The organism is Salinicoccus cyprini (assembly GCF_007713705.1).
In the GTDB taxonomy this organism is placed as follows: Bacteria; Bacillota; Bacilli; order Staphylococcales; family Salinicoccaceae; genus Salinicoccus; species Salinicoccus cyprini.
Genome location: NZ_VMSJ01000003.1, coordinates 35,002 through 52,922 on the forward strand (window position 1 = coordinate 35,002; position 17,921 = coordinate 52,922).

Sequence of the window (17,921 nt, forward strand, 5' to 3'; positions counted from 1 at the left end):
CCTCTTATCTTTCAGGAATATGATTCCTGCAGGAATTAGCACCTTGTCAAGCTGTACAGCTTGACGGTTGCCGGGCGTCATCGGGCCAGTCCCTCCGCCACTCTCGATAAGTATTTGTATGGATTTCTAATAATGTATACTACGATACTATGAATTAAAATTAATGTCAAAACATTTTTTAAATAAAAATTATTCGGATTTTTAAAGCTGTACTGCGATTACGGATAGCCTTCTATTCCAAGAGCTTCTGAATCGGTGATGATCATATTCGTTCAGATTATAGAATATTGATCGCATGATTTTTCCGTCGCCTGGGTAGGATTGAAGTAGGATGGGGATGATTCCATGGCCGATATGATGACACCTGAACAAAGGAAACGCACGATGAGCAGAATCAGAGCGCAGTCGAAGCTTGAGAACAGGATTACGAAAGCATTGTGGGCCAAAGGGTACAGATTCAGAAAAAATGTGCGCAGACTGAAAGGCACACCCGACATTGCCATACAGAAATACAAGGTGGTCATTTTTATCGACTCGTGCTTCTGGCACGTTTGTCCCGAGCATGGGAATTGGCCGAAGAGCAACCAGGCATTCTGGAATCAGAAGCTTGCGAGAAATATGGAAAGGGATCGCGAAGTGGATACCCACTATCATGCACAAGGTTGGCACATCATGCGGCTCTGGGAGCATGAGTTCAAAGATGACTTTGAAGGGGCAGTGGACAGGATCGCCGATTTTATTGAATCGGCGAAATCGAAGAAAGAGCCTCAGAAAAATAATAGGCGCTGAAACCCAATTTCATTGTTGACAATTTACGAGAATCATTGTAAATTTGAATATGTAGTTTTTAAAGCGTGACTCATCACCTGATCACCTGCCCGGCAGGTGTTGAAATTGTTGTGAGTCCCGACAGATAAATAAAAGCTTGGTCTGTTAGCTCAGCGGGAGAGCACTTCGTTGACATCGAAGGGGTCACTGGTTCGATCCCAGTACAGACCATCCAGTATTAAAACGCAAACATCCAGTCAATAGACTGGATGTTTTTTTTATTTATAACTGTTCAGTATTCTTGAAACAAGGCCGAGAACCGGCAATTCGATGATGGGCCCGATCACGAGTGATAATGCAATCAGCGGCTCGTCTGGAAAGGCAGCAATGGCAATTGCGAGCGCAAGCGGTGAATTGCGTGCCAATGTCATGATGATGAGGCTGACTGATTCCTGTTTGCTGAATGACAGAAGTCTGCTGGCAGCACTGCCTCCGATGAAGTTGATTGTGAAGAATACAAGCAGTGGCAGCAGGAGGAGCAGCACAATATCCAGATTTTCAATCAGTGAAGTCCGCTCGGAGGCGAACGTGGCGGCAATTGCTACGCCAAGGAACAGGACATTCGCCTGCTCGAAAAACCGCTTCATCCTGCCCCCTGATCCAAACAGCCTTCTCGTCAGTATGGCAAGGAGGAACGGTATGCCGATGATGGTCAGTATGCTTTCGATGATCGTATGTACCGGCAGTCCCATACTCTGCTCCAATCCAAAAAAGAGGTGGAGGTAGACAGGCAGAAGAATCAGCTGCAGTATCAGATTCATAGGCAGCATTGAGGTGGACAGTACAGTGTCCCCTTTTGCAATGCCTGTAAAGACAAGATACCAGTCTGTGCATGGTGTAACGGTGAGCATGATGAAACCGATCCATAGAAGCGGATGGTCAGATAGAAATAACATTCCGATCAGATATGCAATGATGGGGGTCCATATGAAATTGATGACGAGGGACGTCACAACAAACTTCACTTTTCTGAATGATGTAAAGACACGTTTCAATGGCATCAGTAGAAAAAGACCATACAGCATGAGCATGAGAAATGGGGCAATGAAGTGGTCCGCCATACTCCCTATGGCATCTAGGCCGCCGATCAAGAGACCGATGCACACAGCAAGCAGTATGATGACCGGCTGGTACCTCTCCAGACTATTCATGGTGAGCACCTATTCCAGCAGATTGGCAACATCCCACGCTTCTCTTTTATAAAGCTTGAACATGAAGTACATAAGGACAATGATACCGAATTTCATGGACAGATCATCGAGCTTCGTATCCGCCATGATGACGGTATTCCCATTCGGCCCTTTTTCCTTGACTGTAGCCACATATCTTTTGTCTATATGGGCTTCCATATCACCATCGGAATTTTCTTCAACCTTCATATGGTGGTCATCCACCTCTCCGACTATCTTGAACTGCAGGAGATTTCTGCCCGGTTTTTCCTTGAATACATGCTGCGCATCATCTGTCACAATAATATATTTTGAAATATTCATATCCTTGAAGCGGCGCCTTTTCAAGCCGAGTACTACAGAAGTGCCCCGTGTGGACGTATATGAATAGGTATTCTGTTCCTCACAGTTTTTTAGAACTGCTTTCTCAACATAGCCGACTGTTTCATCGTGATCGTCTTCTATAGCCAAAACTTTTCTATTCGAATCAACCGAAAGTTTAAACTGATACTGCTTCATAACTGCCTCCTTCATACTGTGTCCATATCCATCAGAATATCGTCTATAGTGATGGACTGGTTTTTCTGAAAAGTGCCACGAGCTCGACGTGAACTGTATGGGGGAAGAGGTCCACTGGCTGTACTCTCTCGAGTGCATACCCGAATTCCCTGAGTGACGCAGCATCTTCTGCGAAAGATTCCGGATTGCAGGAAACATACACGACACGGTCCGTTCCGAGACGTCCGATTCTGCGCATGACCTTGCCTCCAGCACCTGAACGTGGCGGATCCAGCATCAGCAGATCCGGTATGCCCCATGACTCGAGTACTTCGTCCATTCCCCTTCTGGCATCTTTCGCCAGGAAGTAGGTGTTGCCGATTCCATTGTCTTCTGCGTTTCTTTTGGCCGATTCGATGGATGTCTCCACAATTTCGATACCTGCGAGTTCCTTTACCCTTCTGGCAAATGGCAGGGAGAATGTCCCTACACCGCAGAACAGGTCGATCATGCGTTCATCGGATTCGACTTCAGCCATTTCAATGGCCAGTTCCACAAGCTTCTCCGCCTGCTGCGGATTGGTCTGGAAGAACGTATCGAACCAGATTCTATATTTATAGCCGTACATCTCATCGTTGATGTAGTCACGGCCATGAAGAATATGCGTATTTTCCGACTGTGTCATATCGGCCCAGTCGGTATTTTCCATCCACATCAGACTTTTCAGGCTACTGAACTTAGTCGTCAGTCTCTGAACAAGGTCCCCCACAGCCGTCTCGACCTCAGACGGTCCTTCCGTCGCAAAAACAGCAAGCATCAGCTCACCTGTCTTCTGGGACTGGCGTACCATCAGATTGCGCAGCAGGCCTGTATGCTGATCCTTGTCGTATCCGCTCAGCTCATGCTCCCGTGCCCACTCCGACACTTCGAGCATCGCCTGGACCATCTCGTCTCCTGCAATGAGGCACGTATCGAGATCGATGATATTGCGGAAATTGCCCAGTTCATGGAGACCAAGCGCCCCATCACGACCGAAAGTGAATTCCATCTTATTGCGGTACTCCCATGGTGTCTCCATGCCGAGCGCATCTGCGACAATATCCACATCAAATCCATGGTCACGAAGAAACCCACGTACTTTATCCGTTTTATAGTGAAGCTGCCCCTGGTACGTCCAGTGCTGCCAGACGCAGCCGCCGCATTTCTCGAAATGTGGACATGGTGCCACAACACGTTCCGAACTTTCCGTCACGATCTCATCCGGAAGCAGGCGGGCCACTTTGCGATCCGGGTTCGGCACGGTCACCTTGGCCGTCTCGCCGATGAGGGTCTGCGGCACGTTGAGTTTCAATTTCCTCGGATTGCTGCCACCAGCGTCACGCCATACATGGCCCATCCCCGATCCCTTCTTATCCAATTTATCTATTTCCACTATATGTGTTTCATAATTCTGATTCGACAAAACAGTCTCTCCTATCCGTATCTCTTAATCTATATTACATTATCCATGATTTTCATCATAATTGCTTCAAATATTTTAAGATGATTCACCATAATGTGCAAGACAGGATGACCCGTTCATATCATTAGACGCACCATCAATCCGACACATGCACCGAAAACTGCGTGGCCGAGTGTCCAGTATAGCCATGCACTATAATCATCGGATGACGGTGGTGACTCTGACAGCCCGGTAAGAAAATAGAGAATGCTGCCACCCAACGTGGACAGAAGGACAAATGACCAGACCTCCGTTTCAAAACCGAAAGGGACGAGCAGGAGATACATCACCACTGCACTCGCAATGCAGCAGAAGTAGTGGAACAGGATGCCGAGCAGCTTATGATCGCTCCATTGCTTGAGTACTGGGATATAGTCGATGTTATAGAACAGAACATCCGCCTTGTTGCCGGTAAAAAGACGGATCAGCTTCATTACCAGAGTGAAAACCACTCCCGAAACCGCTCCGGCCAGAACCAGCTTCAAGAAAATCATCATCCCAACACCCCAATCCTTCTGCACAGCTTTATTCCCATGGATTGCTGTAAACATTCATAGTAACTATACCCATAGGAAAAAACCATTAACGATAAAATGTGAAATAAAAGATGAGATATACATATGATTCATTTGCGTGGAAATCGAGGGATTTTCGTGACAGAATAAAGGCAAGAGGTGATTGTAATGGCAAACATCGGATTGCAGGAATATGCAAATGCCATCAGATTATACGAACCGTTCGAGCCGGTGATGGCTGAAAACACCAGCAAGGAAACTTTGACGGATGAAGTATTGGAGATATTACGCAATGAAAAGGCAGGGACGCAGGATATTGATATCCCGGATGACCAGATCGCAAAAAGGAGACTGATCCGTGCCCTGCTCAACATCAGACAGCCGCTGCCACTTAAAAAGGAAATGATGCAAAAGCTGGATGCGCTGCTGCATCTTGAAAAAGAGGAGAAGGATACGGTTTCTGCTGCCGAGCTGCCAAATGCTGTGGCAGATTTCCCTGATACCGGGATACAGTGTGCAGAATCAATGGCACTCTGGCAAGGGAATATTACCGACATCAAAGCCGATGCCATCGTCAATGCCGCCAATGAGAAACTGCTCGGATGCATGCAGCCGCTGCACGATTGTGTGGATAATGCCATCCACTCCGCTGCCGGACCGATGCTGCGGGATGATTGTGCCGAAATCATCCACCGTCAGAAATCGGATGAAGAGATAGGGACCGCAAAAATAACACGTGGCTATCATCTGCCGAGCGCTTACGTCATCCATACTGTCGGACCGGCAGTGACCAATGAGACACCCCTCAACGATGTGCATGTTGCCGAACTCATTTCAAGCTACCAGTCCTGTCTTGACCTGGCACATGAAATTGAAGACATCAGAACGATTGCCTTTCCTGCCATATCAACAGGGGTGTTCGGCTTTCCAAAGCAGCGGGCAGCAGAGATCGCTGTCACGACAGTCGGCAACTGGCTCAAGCAGAACGATCATCATTTCGATCGGATCGTTTTCAATGTATACAGCGAAGCGGACAAAGCAATCTATGAAGACGTGTTCAAGTAACAAAGAGCGGCAGAGTTTTCTGCCGCTCTTTGTTTATGTCCATTCTTCAATCGGTCTGAGATAGGATTCGATTTCTTCCCTTCTTTCCTCAAGAAACGGCGGCAGATCAAGTGTCGTGCCAAGCGTTTCAGCCGACCGGTCCGCAGTGAAGCCTCGGGATACAGGACCGACGATTTCAAAGGTAATGTCATTCTCCTCTGTAAAATACAGACTTTCGAAATAATAGCGGTCTTTGATTCCGGTCGTTGCATATCCTTGGTCTTTCAATATTCTGTCCCATTCCAGAAGCGGGCGTTCTTTCGACTGGATGGCCAGGTGGTGTACACTGCCCCGCCCTGCGCGTGCTTCTTGTCCCGATTGTGCTTTTATCAGAATCTCACCGAACACTTCATCTGCAACGGAAGTAAGCAGCGTTTCCTCGGCATTGCCATGGACGACGGTATAGCCGAAGGTGTTCTCAAGCAGTAAAACGATGCTTGGCATGTCCATCACGGTGATTTCCACTGTACCCATGCCAAGAATCCGATGCCCTTCTTCTATGTCATTTTCACTCCATGGCTGCCAGTCTTCCGGGACAGCCTGATTGTCATGATTGATCAGTACAAGGGCCAGGCCATCCGGATCATTGAAACGGAGTGCTTCCCTATCGGCATACCGGGTGATGTCTTCGTGCGAAACACCATGGCTATCCAGACGCTGCTGCCAGTATTGGAGACTCTCATGGCTTGGTACAAGCAGTCCGATGGCGGAGATCATATTGGTACCGGGATGGGTGCTGCCGATATTGCCGATTTCAAAAAACGTCAGATCATTTCCTGCACTGCCAAGCGCATCACCATAGAAGACGTGGTACATCTTCGGATCGCCCTGATTCACGGAAACTTTCACCCTTCTCAGACCGAGCACTTCCGTATAGAAATGATTGTTCTCTTTTAAATCTTTTGTAAACATGGAAATATGATGGTGTCCTGATATCATTCCATTCACCTGCTCTCCTTATTTGGCCGCTCCACAGACATCCATGGACGTTCCGCTTCCCAGTGCATTCTGACTGGAATCTTGTAGACTGTAGAAAGATTCTCTGTCGTCAGCACTTCCTGCTTCGGACCCTGCGAAATAATCTCTCCATCACGTATCAGCAGAACGTGACTGATTGCATCAGTAATCTCCTCAATATGGTGGGTGACGTAGAGCAGTGGCAGAGTGTCTCGAGCAACCGATTCAGTCATCGACAGTACATCCTCCCGTGCCAGCACATCGAGACCCGCACATGGTTCATCCAGAATCAGAAGCTCAGGCTCATTCATCAGTGCACGGCCGAGCAGTACTCTCCTCTGCTCGCCTTGCGACAGGACGGCGTAGCGTTTTTCTGATATGTACTCGAGCCTCAGATCTTTCAGAATACTTGCCGCCCGCTCGGCATCTTCTGGCGTAATTTCCTGATAGATGCCGAAAGATGCAAACTTGCCGCTGAGTATGATGTTTTCAACGGTCTCCCGGTTCATCGTCTGCTGAAATCTACCCAGCGCATTGCTGACAAAACCGATCTTCTTTCTCATTTCAGGAAGACTCGCCTTGCCGAATTCCGTCCCAAGTACTGTGGCACTCCCGGCTGTCGGATAGTTGTACCCCGTAATAATATTCAAAAGTGAAGTCTTCCCCGAACCATTCAGACCGAGGATCGCCCAGTTCTCTCCCCGATTCACTTCCCAACTGATATCTTTCAGAATTTCTTCCCCGTCCCGCTTCCATAGTATATTTTCCAACTTGATGATCTTTTCCATATGACACCCCTCAGATGCTTGATGTATTTACGTGTAAATATACATAAAAAAGGCGATGGAATCCAATCCACCGCCTTAATTACTACTATTCGATCAATCCCATGCTCAAGTAGCGTTCACCCGAGTCCGGTGAGATGGACAGTACCCGCTTGCCTGGTCCCAATTTTTTGGCGACAATGATGGCTGCATGCACAGATGCTGCAGCAGAAGGACCAACAAAGATGCCCTCCTCCTTGGCCAGACGCCTGAACATGTTGATCGCATCCTCATCTTCAATCTGGATGATCTCATCGTATATATCCGTGTTCAGTATGTTCGGCACGAATCCAGGACTTGTACCGACCAGCTTGTGCTTGCCCGGCTGTCCGCCTGAAAGCACCGGTGAACCTTTCGGTTCAACAACTGTGATATGGATGTTTTCCAGATGTTCCCTCAATACCTCGCCTGTGCCTGTAATCGTGCCGCCTGTTCCCGCAGTCGCTACAAACGCATCAAGGTCATGGTCGAAATCCTCAAGAATCTCCATGGCCGTCGTCGTACGATGGATATCCGGATTCGCGTAGTTTTCGAACTGCTGCGGAATAAAGCTGTTCGGGATCTCCGCCTGCAGTTCCTTCGCCTTTCTGATGCATCCCGGCATCTTCTCGTCCGCCGGCGTCAGTACCACTTTGGCACCATATGCCTTGAGCAGGCTGATCCGCTCACTCGTCGAGCTGTCCGGCAGGACGAATATGGCCTTATACCCTTTAGCCGCAGCATTCATTGCCAGACCAATGCCCGTGTTGCCACTCGTCGGCTCGATGATCGTACCACCAGGATCAATTACACCATCCGCTTCCGCCTGTCTCAGCATGTTGAATGCCGCCCGGTCCTTTACACTTTTGCTCGGATTGAACAATTCAAGTTTTACATAGACATCCGCAGCCCCTTCAGGGACTACCCTATTCAGTTTCACAACCGGCGTATTACCGATTACATCTACAATGCTGTCGACCCTATTCATATGGACTTACCCTCATTTCTTTTAATTCCTACTTCAACAGTATCTTATAGCAATTTACGCTGCAGGTCAAAATGATGGATCACAGTGCCCGCTTCAGGCGGATCATATCCCGGCACCAGATGCCATTTTCATAGATATGGTCCTCATAGTTGTCCACGAAGAAGTTGTGTATGATGCCATCAATTCTGAAGCCGCATTTCTGATAGAGTGCAAGCTGGCCGATGCTTGAGTTGCCGGTTCCGATTTCAATGCTTTTCCAGCCTGACTGAGCATACCTTTCCACGGCATCCATCAGCAGATGTTTACCCAGACCTTTGCCTTGATGTCCCTCTGTAACAGCAATATTGTATATCTCGATGGCGTCCCGGGAAGTCTCCCCAGCTACACAGACACCGATGATCTCACCGTCCATTTCAGCAACGTAGCAATCAGACTTTGCCAGGTACGAACATATCTGCTGCTCGGATGGATCCGCAATTCTCAGCAGCGCCATCGGTACGCGTTCGTCTTCTCTGATCTGTCTGATATGTATTTCATCAATATTATCCATCAGCTCCGTACCGCCCCTTGCCGATTGACGAGATCGAAGTACAGTCTGATCAGATTCTGTTCGTAGGGAATGAATGTCCCTGCTTCAATCATTTCCAGTACCTCTGCCTTCGATGCCCACTTTACATCTTTGACCTCTTCATACTGCAACGACAGCTCCCTGATATCCACATCCATTTCAATCAGGTAGATATCATCGAAACCCCGACCAAAATTCATCGTCATAGTAGGCCTGACATTCTCCAGATTCAATTTCAGACCAATCTCCTCGAGCGTCTCCCGCTCAGCAGCCATCTGGCTCGTATCGCCACTGAGCGCACTGCCGCCGACCGTCACATCCCACATATCCGGCCATCCTTCTTTGAAAGGCTGCCTCTGCTGGATGAGCATCTCGCCACTCGTATTGAAAATGCACACGTGAACGACCATATGATACTCACCCGGTGCAAGCTGATTTCCACGCACCATCGTCTTGTTCATTTTATTGCGTGCAACATCGTATATATCCCATGTCTCCATAGACCAATCTCCTATTTTTCAGTACTTATGCCCAGTATATTGATTTTTATCAGGAAACTCAAAAACATCACTGCTCCGAGGCTTTTACAACAGTACTGCCTGCCAGAATATCCCCTGGATGCCTATGATCCTTCCGGACAAAAACCATCCCTATATAGACAATCACCAGAATCATGGATAGAGCATAGAAAGTAATATAGAACGGCGTATCAAAACCATTGTATATGCCACTGATCGTACTCATATGTCCGAACTGCCACGGCAGAAACTTCATCGTATTTCTGATCAGGCTGCCCGCTACCGGGTTTCCGCGATAGACGACTTTGAGCCCGGTTCTCCTTTTGCCGAAGGAGGCGTATGGCGCTCTCCCTTCCATGTAGGAAAATATAAGAATGATCGGCACAACGGAACAGAACGTAGCAATCAGCTGCGCCTGGACAGAGGTATACTGCGGAATGCCATCCAGTATGAAAAACGTAATAATGAAATTAAGAATGGCCACAACCACGAGACAGACGAGGATGAACAGCCAGTCGAAAAATAGTGCTTTGAATCTAAGCTTGATTCCTGGTACTTCTGGAGTATCCTGATATACATTATCCATCAGCTTTGTGCACTCCCTTCGTTTTCTTATTCCAGAGCAGGATTGGCAGACTGCATAAGCGCGTAGATTTTACGGACGGTGTTCACATTTCTTATTGTGACTTTTTTATACACTTTCGTCCCTACTATTTTCGACATGCCGCTCTTTGACAGGTCCTTCCTATCCACCGACCAGAGAACGGCTCCCGGGATATAGATGACCTGCTCGATATCCGGACGGATCTTGAGTTCATCCAGCACTGATCGATTGTCGATCTCTTTCCATAGAAACAGGACATCGCTTTTCATTTCCTTGTCATTCCGCCAATTATCCAGAAGATGATCAATGACAGCTTCAATTTCCTCAAAACTTCTGATCAGCACTCTGATATCTAGATCGAGGTCCTGCAGAATCGCCGCTTCCAGAATGTCTGGCAGCTCATTTTGCTCACGAATTTCATTCGAGAAAATAATATTACCCGAATTGATATAAGTTGCCACATCATGCATACCAGCATTTTCAAAAGACACTTTCAATTCTTTCATATCAATTTTGTTGTTGCCACCCACATTGATTCCGCGAAGCAGTGCAACATAGATCATATCCATCTCCCCCTACCCACCTCAGATTCATTTACATTTTACCACATGATCCCTCCTGAATTACTACGATAACCTATAGTGAAACAACAAAAAAGGACATCCATTTTCATGAATGTCCTGGCATCTATCGCTATTTCTATATGGAATACTGTGCTTCCATCTCTTCAGACAGGGTGCGTTCTGCTTCATTGATCAGTACGCGCGCTTCATCAGTCGATTTGGTGTTCATCAGCTGGTTACGCAGTTCACCTGCACCTTTGAAGCCTTTGACGTATATTTTGAAGAATCGATGGAGCGGTGCATATTTACGCGGTTCAACCTCGGAATATTTATCATGCAGATCGAGGTGGACCTTCAAAAGATCGAGCAGCTCCTTGCTGCTGTGTTCCCTCGGCTCTTCTTCAAATGCGAACGGATTCTTGAAGATACCCCGTCCGATCATGACACCATCCACACCATACTTTTCAGCAAGCTCCATGCCCGTTGCACGGTCCGGAATGTCCCCATTGATCGTCAGCAGGGTATCCGGTGCAATCTCGTCACGCAGTTTCTTTATTTCAGCAATCAGTTCCCAGTGTGCATCCACCTTGCTCATTTCCTTACGGGTTCTAAGGTGGATGGATAGGTTCGCGATATCCTGGCGGAAGACATGCGTGAGCCATTCGTGTCTCTCTTCAAGTTCCGTGTATCCGAGACGCGTCTTCACACTGACAGGCAGCCCGCCTGCCTTTGCCGCCTGGATCAGTTCAGCCGCCACTTCGAAACGGCGGATGAGTCCACTGCCCTTTCCTTTGCCGGCAACATTTGCGACAGGACAGCCCATGTTGAGATCGATGCCCTTGAAGCCCTCCTCAGCCATGCCGATACTCATTTGCCGGAAATGTTCAGGGTTATCGCCCCAGATGTGTGCCACCATCGGCTGCTCATCTTCAGTGAAAGTCAGCCTGCCACGCACACTCTGTTTGCCGTCCGGATGACAGTAGCTGTCCGAGTTCGTGAACTCAGTGAAGAACACATCCGGCCTTGCCGCTTCAGCCACGACATGACGGAAGACGACATCCGTTACATCCTCCATCGGCGCCAGTACAAAAAACGGTCGTGGCAGATCACGCCAAAAATTATCTTTCATACGAAATTCAAATCCTTTCGTTACGTTATACCTAAGCAATACTTTATATTAATATGTTCCGCCGTCCACATCAACCTTTTAATCCCGAAATACTCATTTATTTCACATTTGAAATTCTGCCCGAGCTAGGAATAGATGCCCTTGAGCAGTTTCTGCAGCAGTTTCGTCTTCCAGATGCCGTAGCCCATCAATGCACCCGCCATATTGAGAATGTAGTCATCAATATCAATGACACCTTTCCTTGTCAGCACTTGTGCAACCTCAAGGATAATGAGCACGATGGTCATGGCGACAACAAACCTGCTCGCTCCATCTATCTTTCTGATCAGAAATGGCAGATAGATTCCCATCGGCAGGAACATGAACAGGTTGCCAGTCAGATTCCTTATCGCAAGGCCAGTGTCCATACCATTCCCTGCTATTCCATGGATATTTTCGGCAATGGTGCGGAATGGCACGAAATTCGATGACGCCTGTATATATTCAAGCAATGAATGACCAGCATACATGCCATTTTCAGGACGAATGAACATCAAGTCCATCAGAATATAGAGGTAGAGGATGAAACTGAGACCGAGAATGAATTTTACTATTTGCTTCATGCTTTTTCTCCTATTTGCCTTTTTGCGTTTCTAAAAGTATTTCTTTTTAAGACTGGTTCCTCTTCCCTCATATGCTTTTTTCACACATACTAAAACACACAAGAGAGTTTGAAAAATCCTCTTGTGTTGACTCATATCTTTCCACTTTTAGTCATTGATAATGCTCTTTCGCAATTATTTGTACCAATGTAGTCATCACTTACCGCATTGGTACAAACGCTAGCAAAGCATTTTCTTTAATAATAGAATTCTTGGTTTCCCTTTATGCTTACTTTGTATCTAAAGAAACAGTGTGAACATTGTCGCCCTTCAATATCAATAACTCCAAATTTTGGATCCTTCTGTCTTTGCGGCTTGAGACGGATATGACCTTTCTTGTCGCATTGTGGACAAGATAGAGATTTGTTTCTGTTTTTCATTTTATAGTACCTCCCTTTTCAACTATCTGAAGCTATTTTTGACCAGATGTCAATATACATCAAAAAAAATTATACTAAGATATATCATCTAATAGTTATTTGTCCTATCTATCTTCAGAAACTTTTTCTATACAAATATATCACTATTTAATATAAAATATTATCTATATTATTCCAGGAAAATAATGGTTTATATCAACTATTGTGAATATGTCTATGTTAATATAAGTGGTGTAATCAGTTAAGTTTTTAAAAATAGAATAGACTTTCTATGTTTTAGTTTCTAAATAGATATACGCATTTTGTTATTTAGTAAGAAAATAAATAATTTTTTAGGGAGAAGTTTATGAGTAAAAGACAAACAAAGTCATACCGAGTAGTTGCTGGAGAAATTTCTTTTAAGCATGAGCAAGAACAAAAAATATTTAATACCTTTTTTGCAGTTTCCGATTACTATAAGATGCATCCAAACTCCGGCGCATGTCATTTAATTTCCAGTATATTTCACGTCTTATTAAGCGAACAAAATATTGCAAATGAATTATGTATAGGCGAAGTGAAAAAAGGAAATCAATTCTTTGATCATTCATGGATAGAAATTGATGGAAAAATATTTGATATTGGGATTCAAGCAACACTAGATGGGGGCAAGAATGATCCAATTTATGCCAACCAAGATCTATATACTGAGTTGAATGTCGAGAACAATTACGGCGTTGAATCACCGAGCGGATTTGATACCGATGCAAAGCGTATTCTCAAGACTCCATTTGTAAAATACATGGATGAATATCCTCAATTTAGAGAAGGAGCTTGGAAAATAGTTAAAGATATTAGTAAAAAGATTCGACTAAAATTAAGTGTATCTGATTTACGACAGAAGTATAAAACTACAGAACGTATTGTGAAGATATAATTTTACTCTAGTATATTTATTATACTAGAGTAAAAAAACGTATTTACTTTTGAAGTGCATTAATAAATTTTAATTGGTATTTCAACTTCATTGATACATCATATATTGATTATTAGTTTTTATAGTCTTTTACTACTTTATTAACCTAAAAAGTTTTTTCATTTAAATTCCATTCTTTCCAACCCTACAACACTCTCAATATGGTTCGTCTGTGGGAACATGTCCACCGGTGTGACTGGACTGATGTCATAGCCTTGTGTTTTCAGGTACTTCAGATCGCGCTGCAGTGTGCTCGGATTGCATGATACATAGATGATCTTCTTCGGAGCGACTTCTGCGAGTGCTTCCAAAAACTCGGGATGGCATCCTTTTCTTGGTGGATCGACGAAGACGACGTCGGGTCTGACGCCCTGTTTGACGAGTTTCTTCATGACCTCTTCGGATTTTCCGAGGTGGTATTCCGCGTTGTCCACGCCGTTCAATCGTGCATTCTCCTTCGCATCCTCGACTGCGGAACCAACGACTTCAATGCCGATGATTTTCTTTGCCTTGTCCGATGCGCACAATCCGATGGTGCCGATGCCGCAGTATGTGTCGATGATGGTCTCGTCGCCTTTCAGGTCGGCGAGGTCGATGGCTTTCTGATAGAGCTTCTCGGTCTGGGCATGATTGACCTGATAGAAGGACCTTGCCTTGATGCGGAACTGCTTGCCGAGGAGTGTATCTGTAATATAGTCTTCTCCGTACAGCGTAATCGTCTCGTCACCGAAAATGACATTGGTCTTCTTGTCATTGACGTTCTGGACGATGCTTGTGACCATCGGAAAGGCTTTTGTAACTTCGTTAATGATGTTCTTGAAAATGTTCTTCTTGCCGTTGGTGATGAACGCCACCTGGACTTCGCTGTCATCATGGTTGGAACGGATGATGACGTGCCTGATGAGCCCCTTGTGCATTGCTTCATCGTAGACTGAGACATGCTCTTTATTGAACTGTTCCTTGATGAAGACCATCAGCTGGTTGTGGATCTCCTTCTGGATCAGACAGAATTCAATGTCGACGATATTATGGCTTCTCGGCTGATAGAAACCCATCTCCACTTTGCCGTCTTTGAACTGGACGGGAATCTGGGATTTATTGCGGTAGTTGAATGGATTCTCCATGGCCATGACGTCTTTCGTCTCACGGTCGAGCTTGCCCATCCGGTTGATGCTCTGATCCACTGCACCTTTCTTGAATGCCTGCTGCTCCGGGTAGCTGAGCGGCTGGATCTGGCATCCGCCGCATGCATAGTAGTACGGACATGGCGGTTCAATGCGGTTTTCGGATGGTGTGATCACCTTCATGCTTTTGCCGAAACCGAATCTCTGGTTGGTCTTCAGGACCTTGAACTCTATCTCCTCACCTTTCAGTACATTCCCGATGAAGATCGGATAGTTATCTATCTTGACGACACCCATGCCTTCATGTGTATAGTCCTCTACTGTTGCTGTGTAATAGTCATTCTTTGCTACTGCCATACTGCTCCTCCTTGCTCAGATCAATCTCATACCAGCTGAATCCATCATCGATTGATTCGATATAATTTATTCTGCTGTCTTTTTCTATATAGCCCCTGGCTTTTGTCGCCGACATCATTTTATATTTACGTGCAGGCATGATGGTCATTGGATTCCTATGTTCGAACTCGGGTTCTGTCATCATGTATTCAACGACGATGTCCCGGACATGCCGATAGGATTCATGGACGACTTCGGCATCTCTCAGAAACGGTGTATATGATACCCGGTAGTTGTTTGCCGGCACTATGAACCAATCATCCGGTTCCACCGGTCTGCCCTTGTATTTCATTTCAACAATGCGCTCTGAATCGCTGATCTGCTTTGCAGTCCCACTGTACCGGGGCGGTCGTGTAATATCAACGGTGTAGTCAAGATCGAAGAAAACATCGAAATTGTAGCTCGGGAAGCCGTCTTTCGATCTGTTCGGCGCAAGCAGTTCATCTGTAGCAGAAGATGCCTCTACAAACTGGGAAGCGCTCCATTCGAGCCACTCTTTGAGTGTTCTGCCATCCACTTTGATGATGGTCATTATATTGGTGTGCTTGTATAGATCAATGGCTGCAGACAGTGTAATTTCTCCCGCTTCAAGCACCGTATAGTCATCCGGACCGTCACGGCCGGCTCTGATGACCGCATTGAACCCGATGATCGGATGTGTCTCGATTTCCCCTTGGTCCATCAGAGCACGGGCATATGCCTTGCCTGCTTCTGCTGTCACCTGGACGGCTTTTGAAGGCAGTACTCTTGAGAAATACGTATGCCAGGCTTCGTCTATGTGTCCAATGGGCTTCGAAAGATAATCCGAGACCTGATCATGAAGGTTTTTGTACTTTGTTTTGAGCGATTCATCGAGTGGCATGTCTGCCGCTTCGATAAGCTGGGCCTTTGAATCCGTGATATGCCAGTCCTCACCACGCTCAAGCTCGAAAGTCAGCTGGCCGAGGTGGCTCGCAGATACACCCGGCTGGACCATCGGCTTGCCGTTGACTGCGCCTTTGTTCAGGTCGATATTGTCGATTTCCGCTTCCAGCATCTGATCCGGGAAAAATTCATGCGTATGTCCGAAGACGATGCCATCGATATCCTTGATCATGGTCATCAGCAGTGTCTGGTTCTCTCCATAGCTCTTAAGGTGATCAGGGTGCTTGCTCATGCCGGAGTGGGACAGGAGAATGATGATATCGGCACCTTCCGCCCTTATTTCTTCAGCTGTCCGCTCCACAGTTGTGCGCATATCTTCTACAGTCACGTTGCCTTCAAGATGCGTCTGATCCCATTTGAGTATCTGTGTCGGCACAACGCTCAGAAATCCTATCTTGAGGATGCCTTCTGCTGTCCCCTTTTCAAGGATGACATATGGACTGATGCGCTCTTTTATCGGATGGTCCTTGAAATCAACATTGGAATTGACGATTGCGGCATTGATCTGGCTATATGCTTTATGAAGGTAGTCGAGACCAAAGTTGAATTCATGATTTCCGATGCCGATGACATCATAGATGCCGTTCATTACCTGTGGCACAAAGAGTGGCGTATCCTGATGCCTGTAGTCATAGTCACTCCACACATCGCCCTGGAGCATATCCCCATTATCCACAGTGATCACCAGTTCATCCGGGTGTTCCGTCTTATATCGATCAATGTACGACTGCACATGAAGCAGGCTCGATGATTTTAAAGAAGTGTTGAAATAATCATACGGGTAGATTGCCCCGTGTACATCTGTTGTTGCAAAAATCGTCAGTTTCATAGAACACCTCTGGTTGATTGATTGTATTCATTATATCAAAATTGCATATTCTTTAGGCTTGAAGTGGAATATTCCGGGTATACAAATTAGGAATCCAATTGAAAGTGGTGAATTTATGTACTCGGAACTAAAAGGCAGGACAGCAATCGTTACAGGTGGATCAAGCGGTATCGGCAAGTCGATAGTGGAGAGATTCCACGAAGAAGGCATGAATGTTGTATTTACCTATCATAGCGGAGATGAGGATGCGAACAAGATCGTTGATGATCTCGACAGTGGGGAAGCATCCGTCGTCACCATGAAATGTGATGTGACCAAGGAGCAGGAGATCATCGATCTTGTAAAGCAGACCATCGATCAGTTTGGCGGTTTTGACGTCATGGTCAACAATGCCGGCATCCAGAATGATGTACGCAGCCATGAATTGTCCGTAGACGAATTCGACAAAGTCATCAACACGAATCTCCGTGGCACCTTCATCGGTACACGCGAAGCTGTGAAGCACTACCTCGATACCGACAAGAAAGGCAGTGTCATCAATATTTCAAGTGTACATGAAATCATTCCATGGCCACATTACGCCCATTATACTGCCAGTAAAGGCGGAGTGAAACTGCTCACGCAGTCCATGGCACTCGAATATTCCAGACTCGGCATACGCATCAACAATATTGCACCTGGTAGCATCAACACGCCGATCAATGAAGACTTCTTCTCCACACCGGAGGAAAAGGAAGGTGCGGATGACTTTGTACCGATGGGCTATGTTGGCGAACCGGAGCATATTTCCAATATCGCAGCATTCATGGCATCAGAACAGTCCGTCTACATTACAGGGCAGACCATTGTTGCGGATGGCGGCCTGAGCCTCTATCCTTCCCACAGGGATCCTGAATACGACGAGTAGAAATAAAAGCTGAGTGGCCT

Annotated in this window: 19 protein-coding genes, 1 tRNA gene and 1 riboswitch; of the genes, 5 read left to right on the forward strand and 15 right to left on the reverse strand. The window is 46.3% G+C overall.

Translation table 11 applies throughout. The features are described 5' to 3' along the window. Position 1: 1 nt before the first annotated feature. Positions 2-113: riboswitch (SAM riboswitch) on the reverse strand. A gap of 232 nt (positions 114-345) precedes the next feature. Beyond that, positions 346-789 carry a very short patch repair endonuclease gene (locus tag FO441_RS07985; RefSeq protein WP_145288385.1) on the forward strand — a complete coding sequence of 148 codons (444 nt, stop codon included), beginning with the start codon at positions 346-348 and terminating at the stop codon, positions 787-789. Positions 790-927: 138 nt separating this feature from the next. Next, positions 928-999, forward strand: a tRNA-Val gene (locus FO441_RS07990). Positions 1,000-1,046: 47 nt separating this feature from the next. Here the strand turns inward: FO441_RS07990 and FO441_RS07995 are convergent. From FO441_RS07995 to FO441_RS08010, 4 genes are all read right to left on the reverse strand, one after another. Then, positions 1,047-1,979 (reverse strand): arsenic resistance protein, encoded by a 933-nt coding sequence (locus FO441_RS07995; protein ID WP_145288388.1) that lies wholly within the window; start codon positions 1,977-1,979, stop codon positions 1,047-1,049. Between the two features lie 9 nt (positions 1,980-1,988). Continuing rightward, the gene (locus FO441_RS08000; protein WP_145288391.1) at positions 1,989-2,516 is read right to left on the reverse strand and encodes a hypothetical protein; all 528 of its coding nucleotides are present in this window, start codon (positions 2,514-2,516) and stop codon (positions 1,989-1,991) included. A 43-nt stretch (positions 2,517-2,559) separates the two neighbouring features. Further along, on the reverse strand, positions 2,560-3,957 hold the full coding sequence (rlmD, locus tag FO441_RS08005) for a 23S rRNA (uracil(1939)-C(5))-methyltransferase RlmD (RefSeq protein ID WP_246095085.1): 1,398 nt from the start codon (positions 3,955-3,957) through the stop codon (positions 2,560-2,562). A 116-nt stretch (positions 3,958-4,073) separates the two neighbouring features. Then, a complete protein-coding gene (locus FO441_RS08010) occupies positions 4,074-4,493 on the reverse strand; it encodes a hypothetical protein (protein ID WP_145288393.1) in 420 nt (139 codons plus the stop codon). Positions 4,494-4,679: 186 nt separating this feature from the next. On the opposite strand from FO441_RS08010, the gene FO441_RS08015 reads away from it, so the two are divergent. After that, positions 4,680-5,576 (forward strand): protein-ADP-ribose hydrolase, encoded by an 897-nt coding sequence (locus tag FO441_RS08015; protein ID WP_145288396.1) that lies wholly within the window; start codon positions 4,680-4,682, stop codon positions 5,574-5,576. A gap of 33 nt (positions 5,577-5,609) precedes the next feature. On the opposite strand, the gene FO441_RS08020 is transcribed toward FO441_RS08015, so the two are convergent. The 9 genes from FO441_RS08020 to FO441_RS08060 all read right to left on the reverse strand — a co-directional run bounded on the left by FO441_RS08020 (position 5,610) and on the right by FO441_RS08060 (position 12,347). Next, on the reverse strand, positions 5,610-6,554 hold the full coding sequence (locus tag FO441_RS08020; protein ID WP_145288399.1) for a VOC family protein: 945 nt from the start codon (positions 6,552-6,554) through the stop codon (positions 5,610-5,612). Between the two features lie 5 nt (positions 6,555-6,559). Then, on the reverse strand, positions 6,560-7,360 hold the full coding sequence (locus FO441_RS08025) for an ABC transporter ATP-binding protein (RefSeq protein ID WP_145288402.1): 801 nt from the start codon (positions 7,358-7,360) through the stop codon (positions 6,560-6,562). An 85-nt stretch (positions 7,361-7,445) separates the two neighbouring features. Beyond that, a complete protein-coding gene (gene cysK, locus FO441_RS08030) occupies positions 7,446-8,363 on the reverse strand; it encodes a cysteine synthase A (RefSeq protein ID WP_145288404.1) in 918 nt (305 codons plus the stop codon). Between the two features lie 79 nt (positions 8,364-8,442). Beyond that, positions 8,443-8,913 (reverse strand): GNAT family N-acetyltransferase, encoded by a 471-nt coding sequence (locus tag FO441_RS08035; RefSeq protein ID WP_145288407.1) that lies wholly within the window; start codon positions 8,911-8,913, stop codon positions 8,443-8,445. Beyond that, positions 8,913-9,431, reverse strand: a complete 519-nt coding sequence (locus tag FO441_RS08040; protein WP_145288410.1) for an NUDIX hydrolase — start codon at positions 9,429-9,431, stop codon at positions 8,913-8,915. The genes FO441_RS08035 and FO441_RS08040 overlap by 1 nt, the downstream gene beginning before the upstream one ends. 67 nt (positions 9,432-9,498) lie before the next feature. Continuing rightward, complete coding sequence (locus tag FO441_RS08045; protein WP_145288413.1) at positions 9,499-10,035, reverse strand: RDD family protein; 537 nt, start codon at positions 10,033-10,035, stop codon at positions 9,499-9,501. A 26-nt stretch (positions 10,036-10,061) separates the two neighbouring features. Beyond that, entirely contained in the window at positions 10,062-10,616 is a 555-nt protein-coding gene (locus FO441_RS08050; protein WP_145288416.1) for a DUF1697 domain-containing protein, read from the reverse strand. 136 nt (positions 10,617-10,752) lie between these two features. Beyond that, positions 10,753-11,745, reverse strand: coding sequence for a tRNA dihydrouridine synthase (locus FO441_RS08055; protein ID WP_145288418.1), 993 nt, complete (start codon positions 11,743-11,745; stop codon positions 10,753-10,755). A gap of 125 nt (positions 11,746-11,870) precedes the next feature. Then, the gene (locus FO441_RS08060; RefSeq protein ID WP_145288421.1) at positions 11,871-12,347 is read right to left on the reverse strand and encodes a VanZ family protein; all 477 of its coding nucleotides are present in this window, start codon (positions 12,345-12,347) and stop codon (positions 11,871-11,873) included. A 765-nt stretch (positions 12,348-13,112) separates the two neighbouring features. On the opposite strand from FO441_RS08060, the gene FO441_RS08065 reads away from it, so the two are divergent. Continuing rightward, positions 13,113-13,682: a lasso peptide biosynthesis protein gene (locus FO441_RS08065; RefSeq protein ID WP_145288424.1), complete on the forward strand. Its 570-nt coding sequence runs from the start codon at positions 13,113-13,115 to the stop codon at positions 13,680-13,682. Between the two features lie 158 nt (positions 13,683-13,840). On the opposite strand, the gene rlmD (FO441_RS08070) is transcribed toward FO441_RS08065, so the two are convergent. Together rlmD (FO441_RS08070) and FO441_RS08075 are read right to left on the reverse strand one after the other, a co-directional pair. Continuing rightward, the gene (gene rlmD / locus FO441_RS08070) at positions 13,841-15,202 is read right to left on the reverse strand and encodes a 23S rRNA (uracil(1939)-C(5))-methyltransferase RlmD (protein ID WP_145288427.1); all 1,362 of its coding nucleotides are present in this window, start codon (positions 15,200-15,202) and stop codon (positions 13,841-13,843) included. Then, entirely contained in the window at positions 15,183-16,994 is a 1,812-nt protein-coding gene (locus FO441_RS08075) for a 5'-nucleotidase C-terminal domain-containing protein (protein ID WP_145288430.1), read from the reverse strand. The genes rlmD (FO441_RS08070) and FO441_RS08075 overlap by 20 nt, the downstream gene beginning before the upstream one ends. Positions 16,995-17,109: 115 nt before the next feature. On the opposite strand from FO441_RS08075, the gene FO441_RS08080 reads away from it, so the two are divergent. Further along, positions 17,110-17,901, forward strand: a complete 792-nt coding sequence (locus FO441_RS08080; protein ID WP_145288432.1) for a glucose 1-dehydrogenase — start codon at positions 17,110-17,112, stop codon at positions 17,899-17,901. The last annotated feature ends 20 nt before the right edge of the window (positions 17,902-17,921 follow it).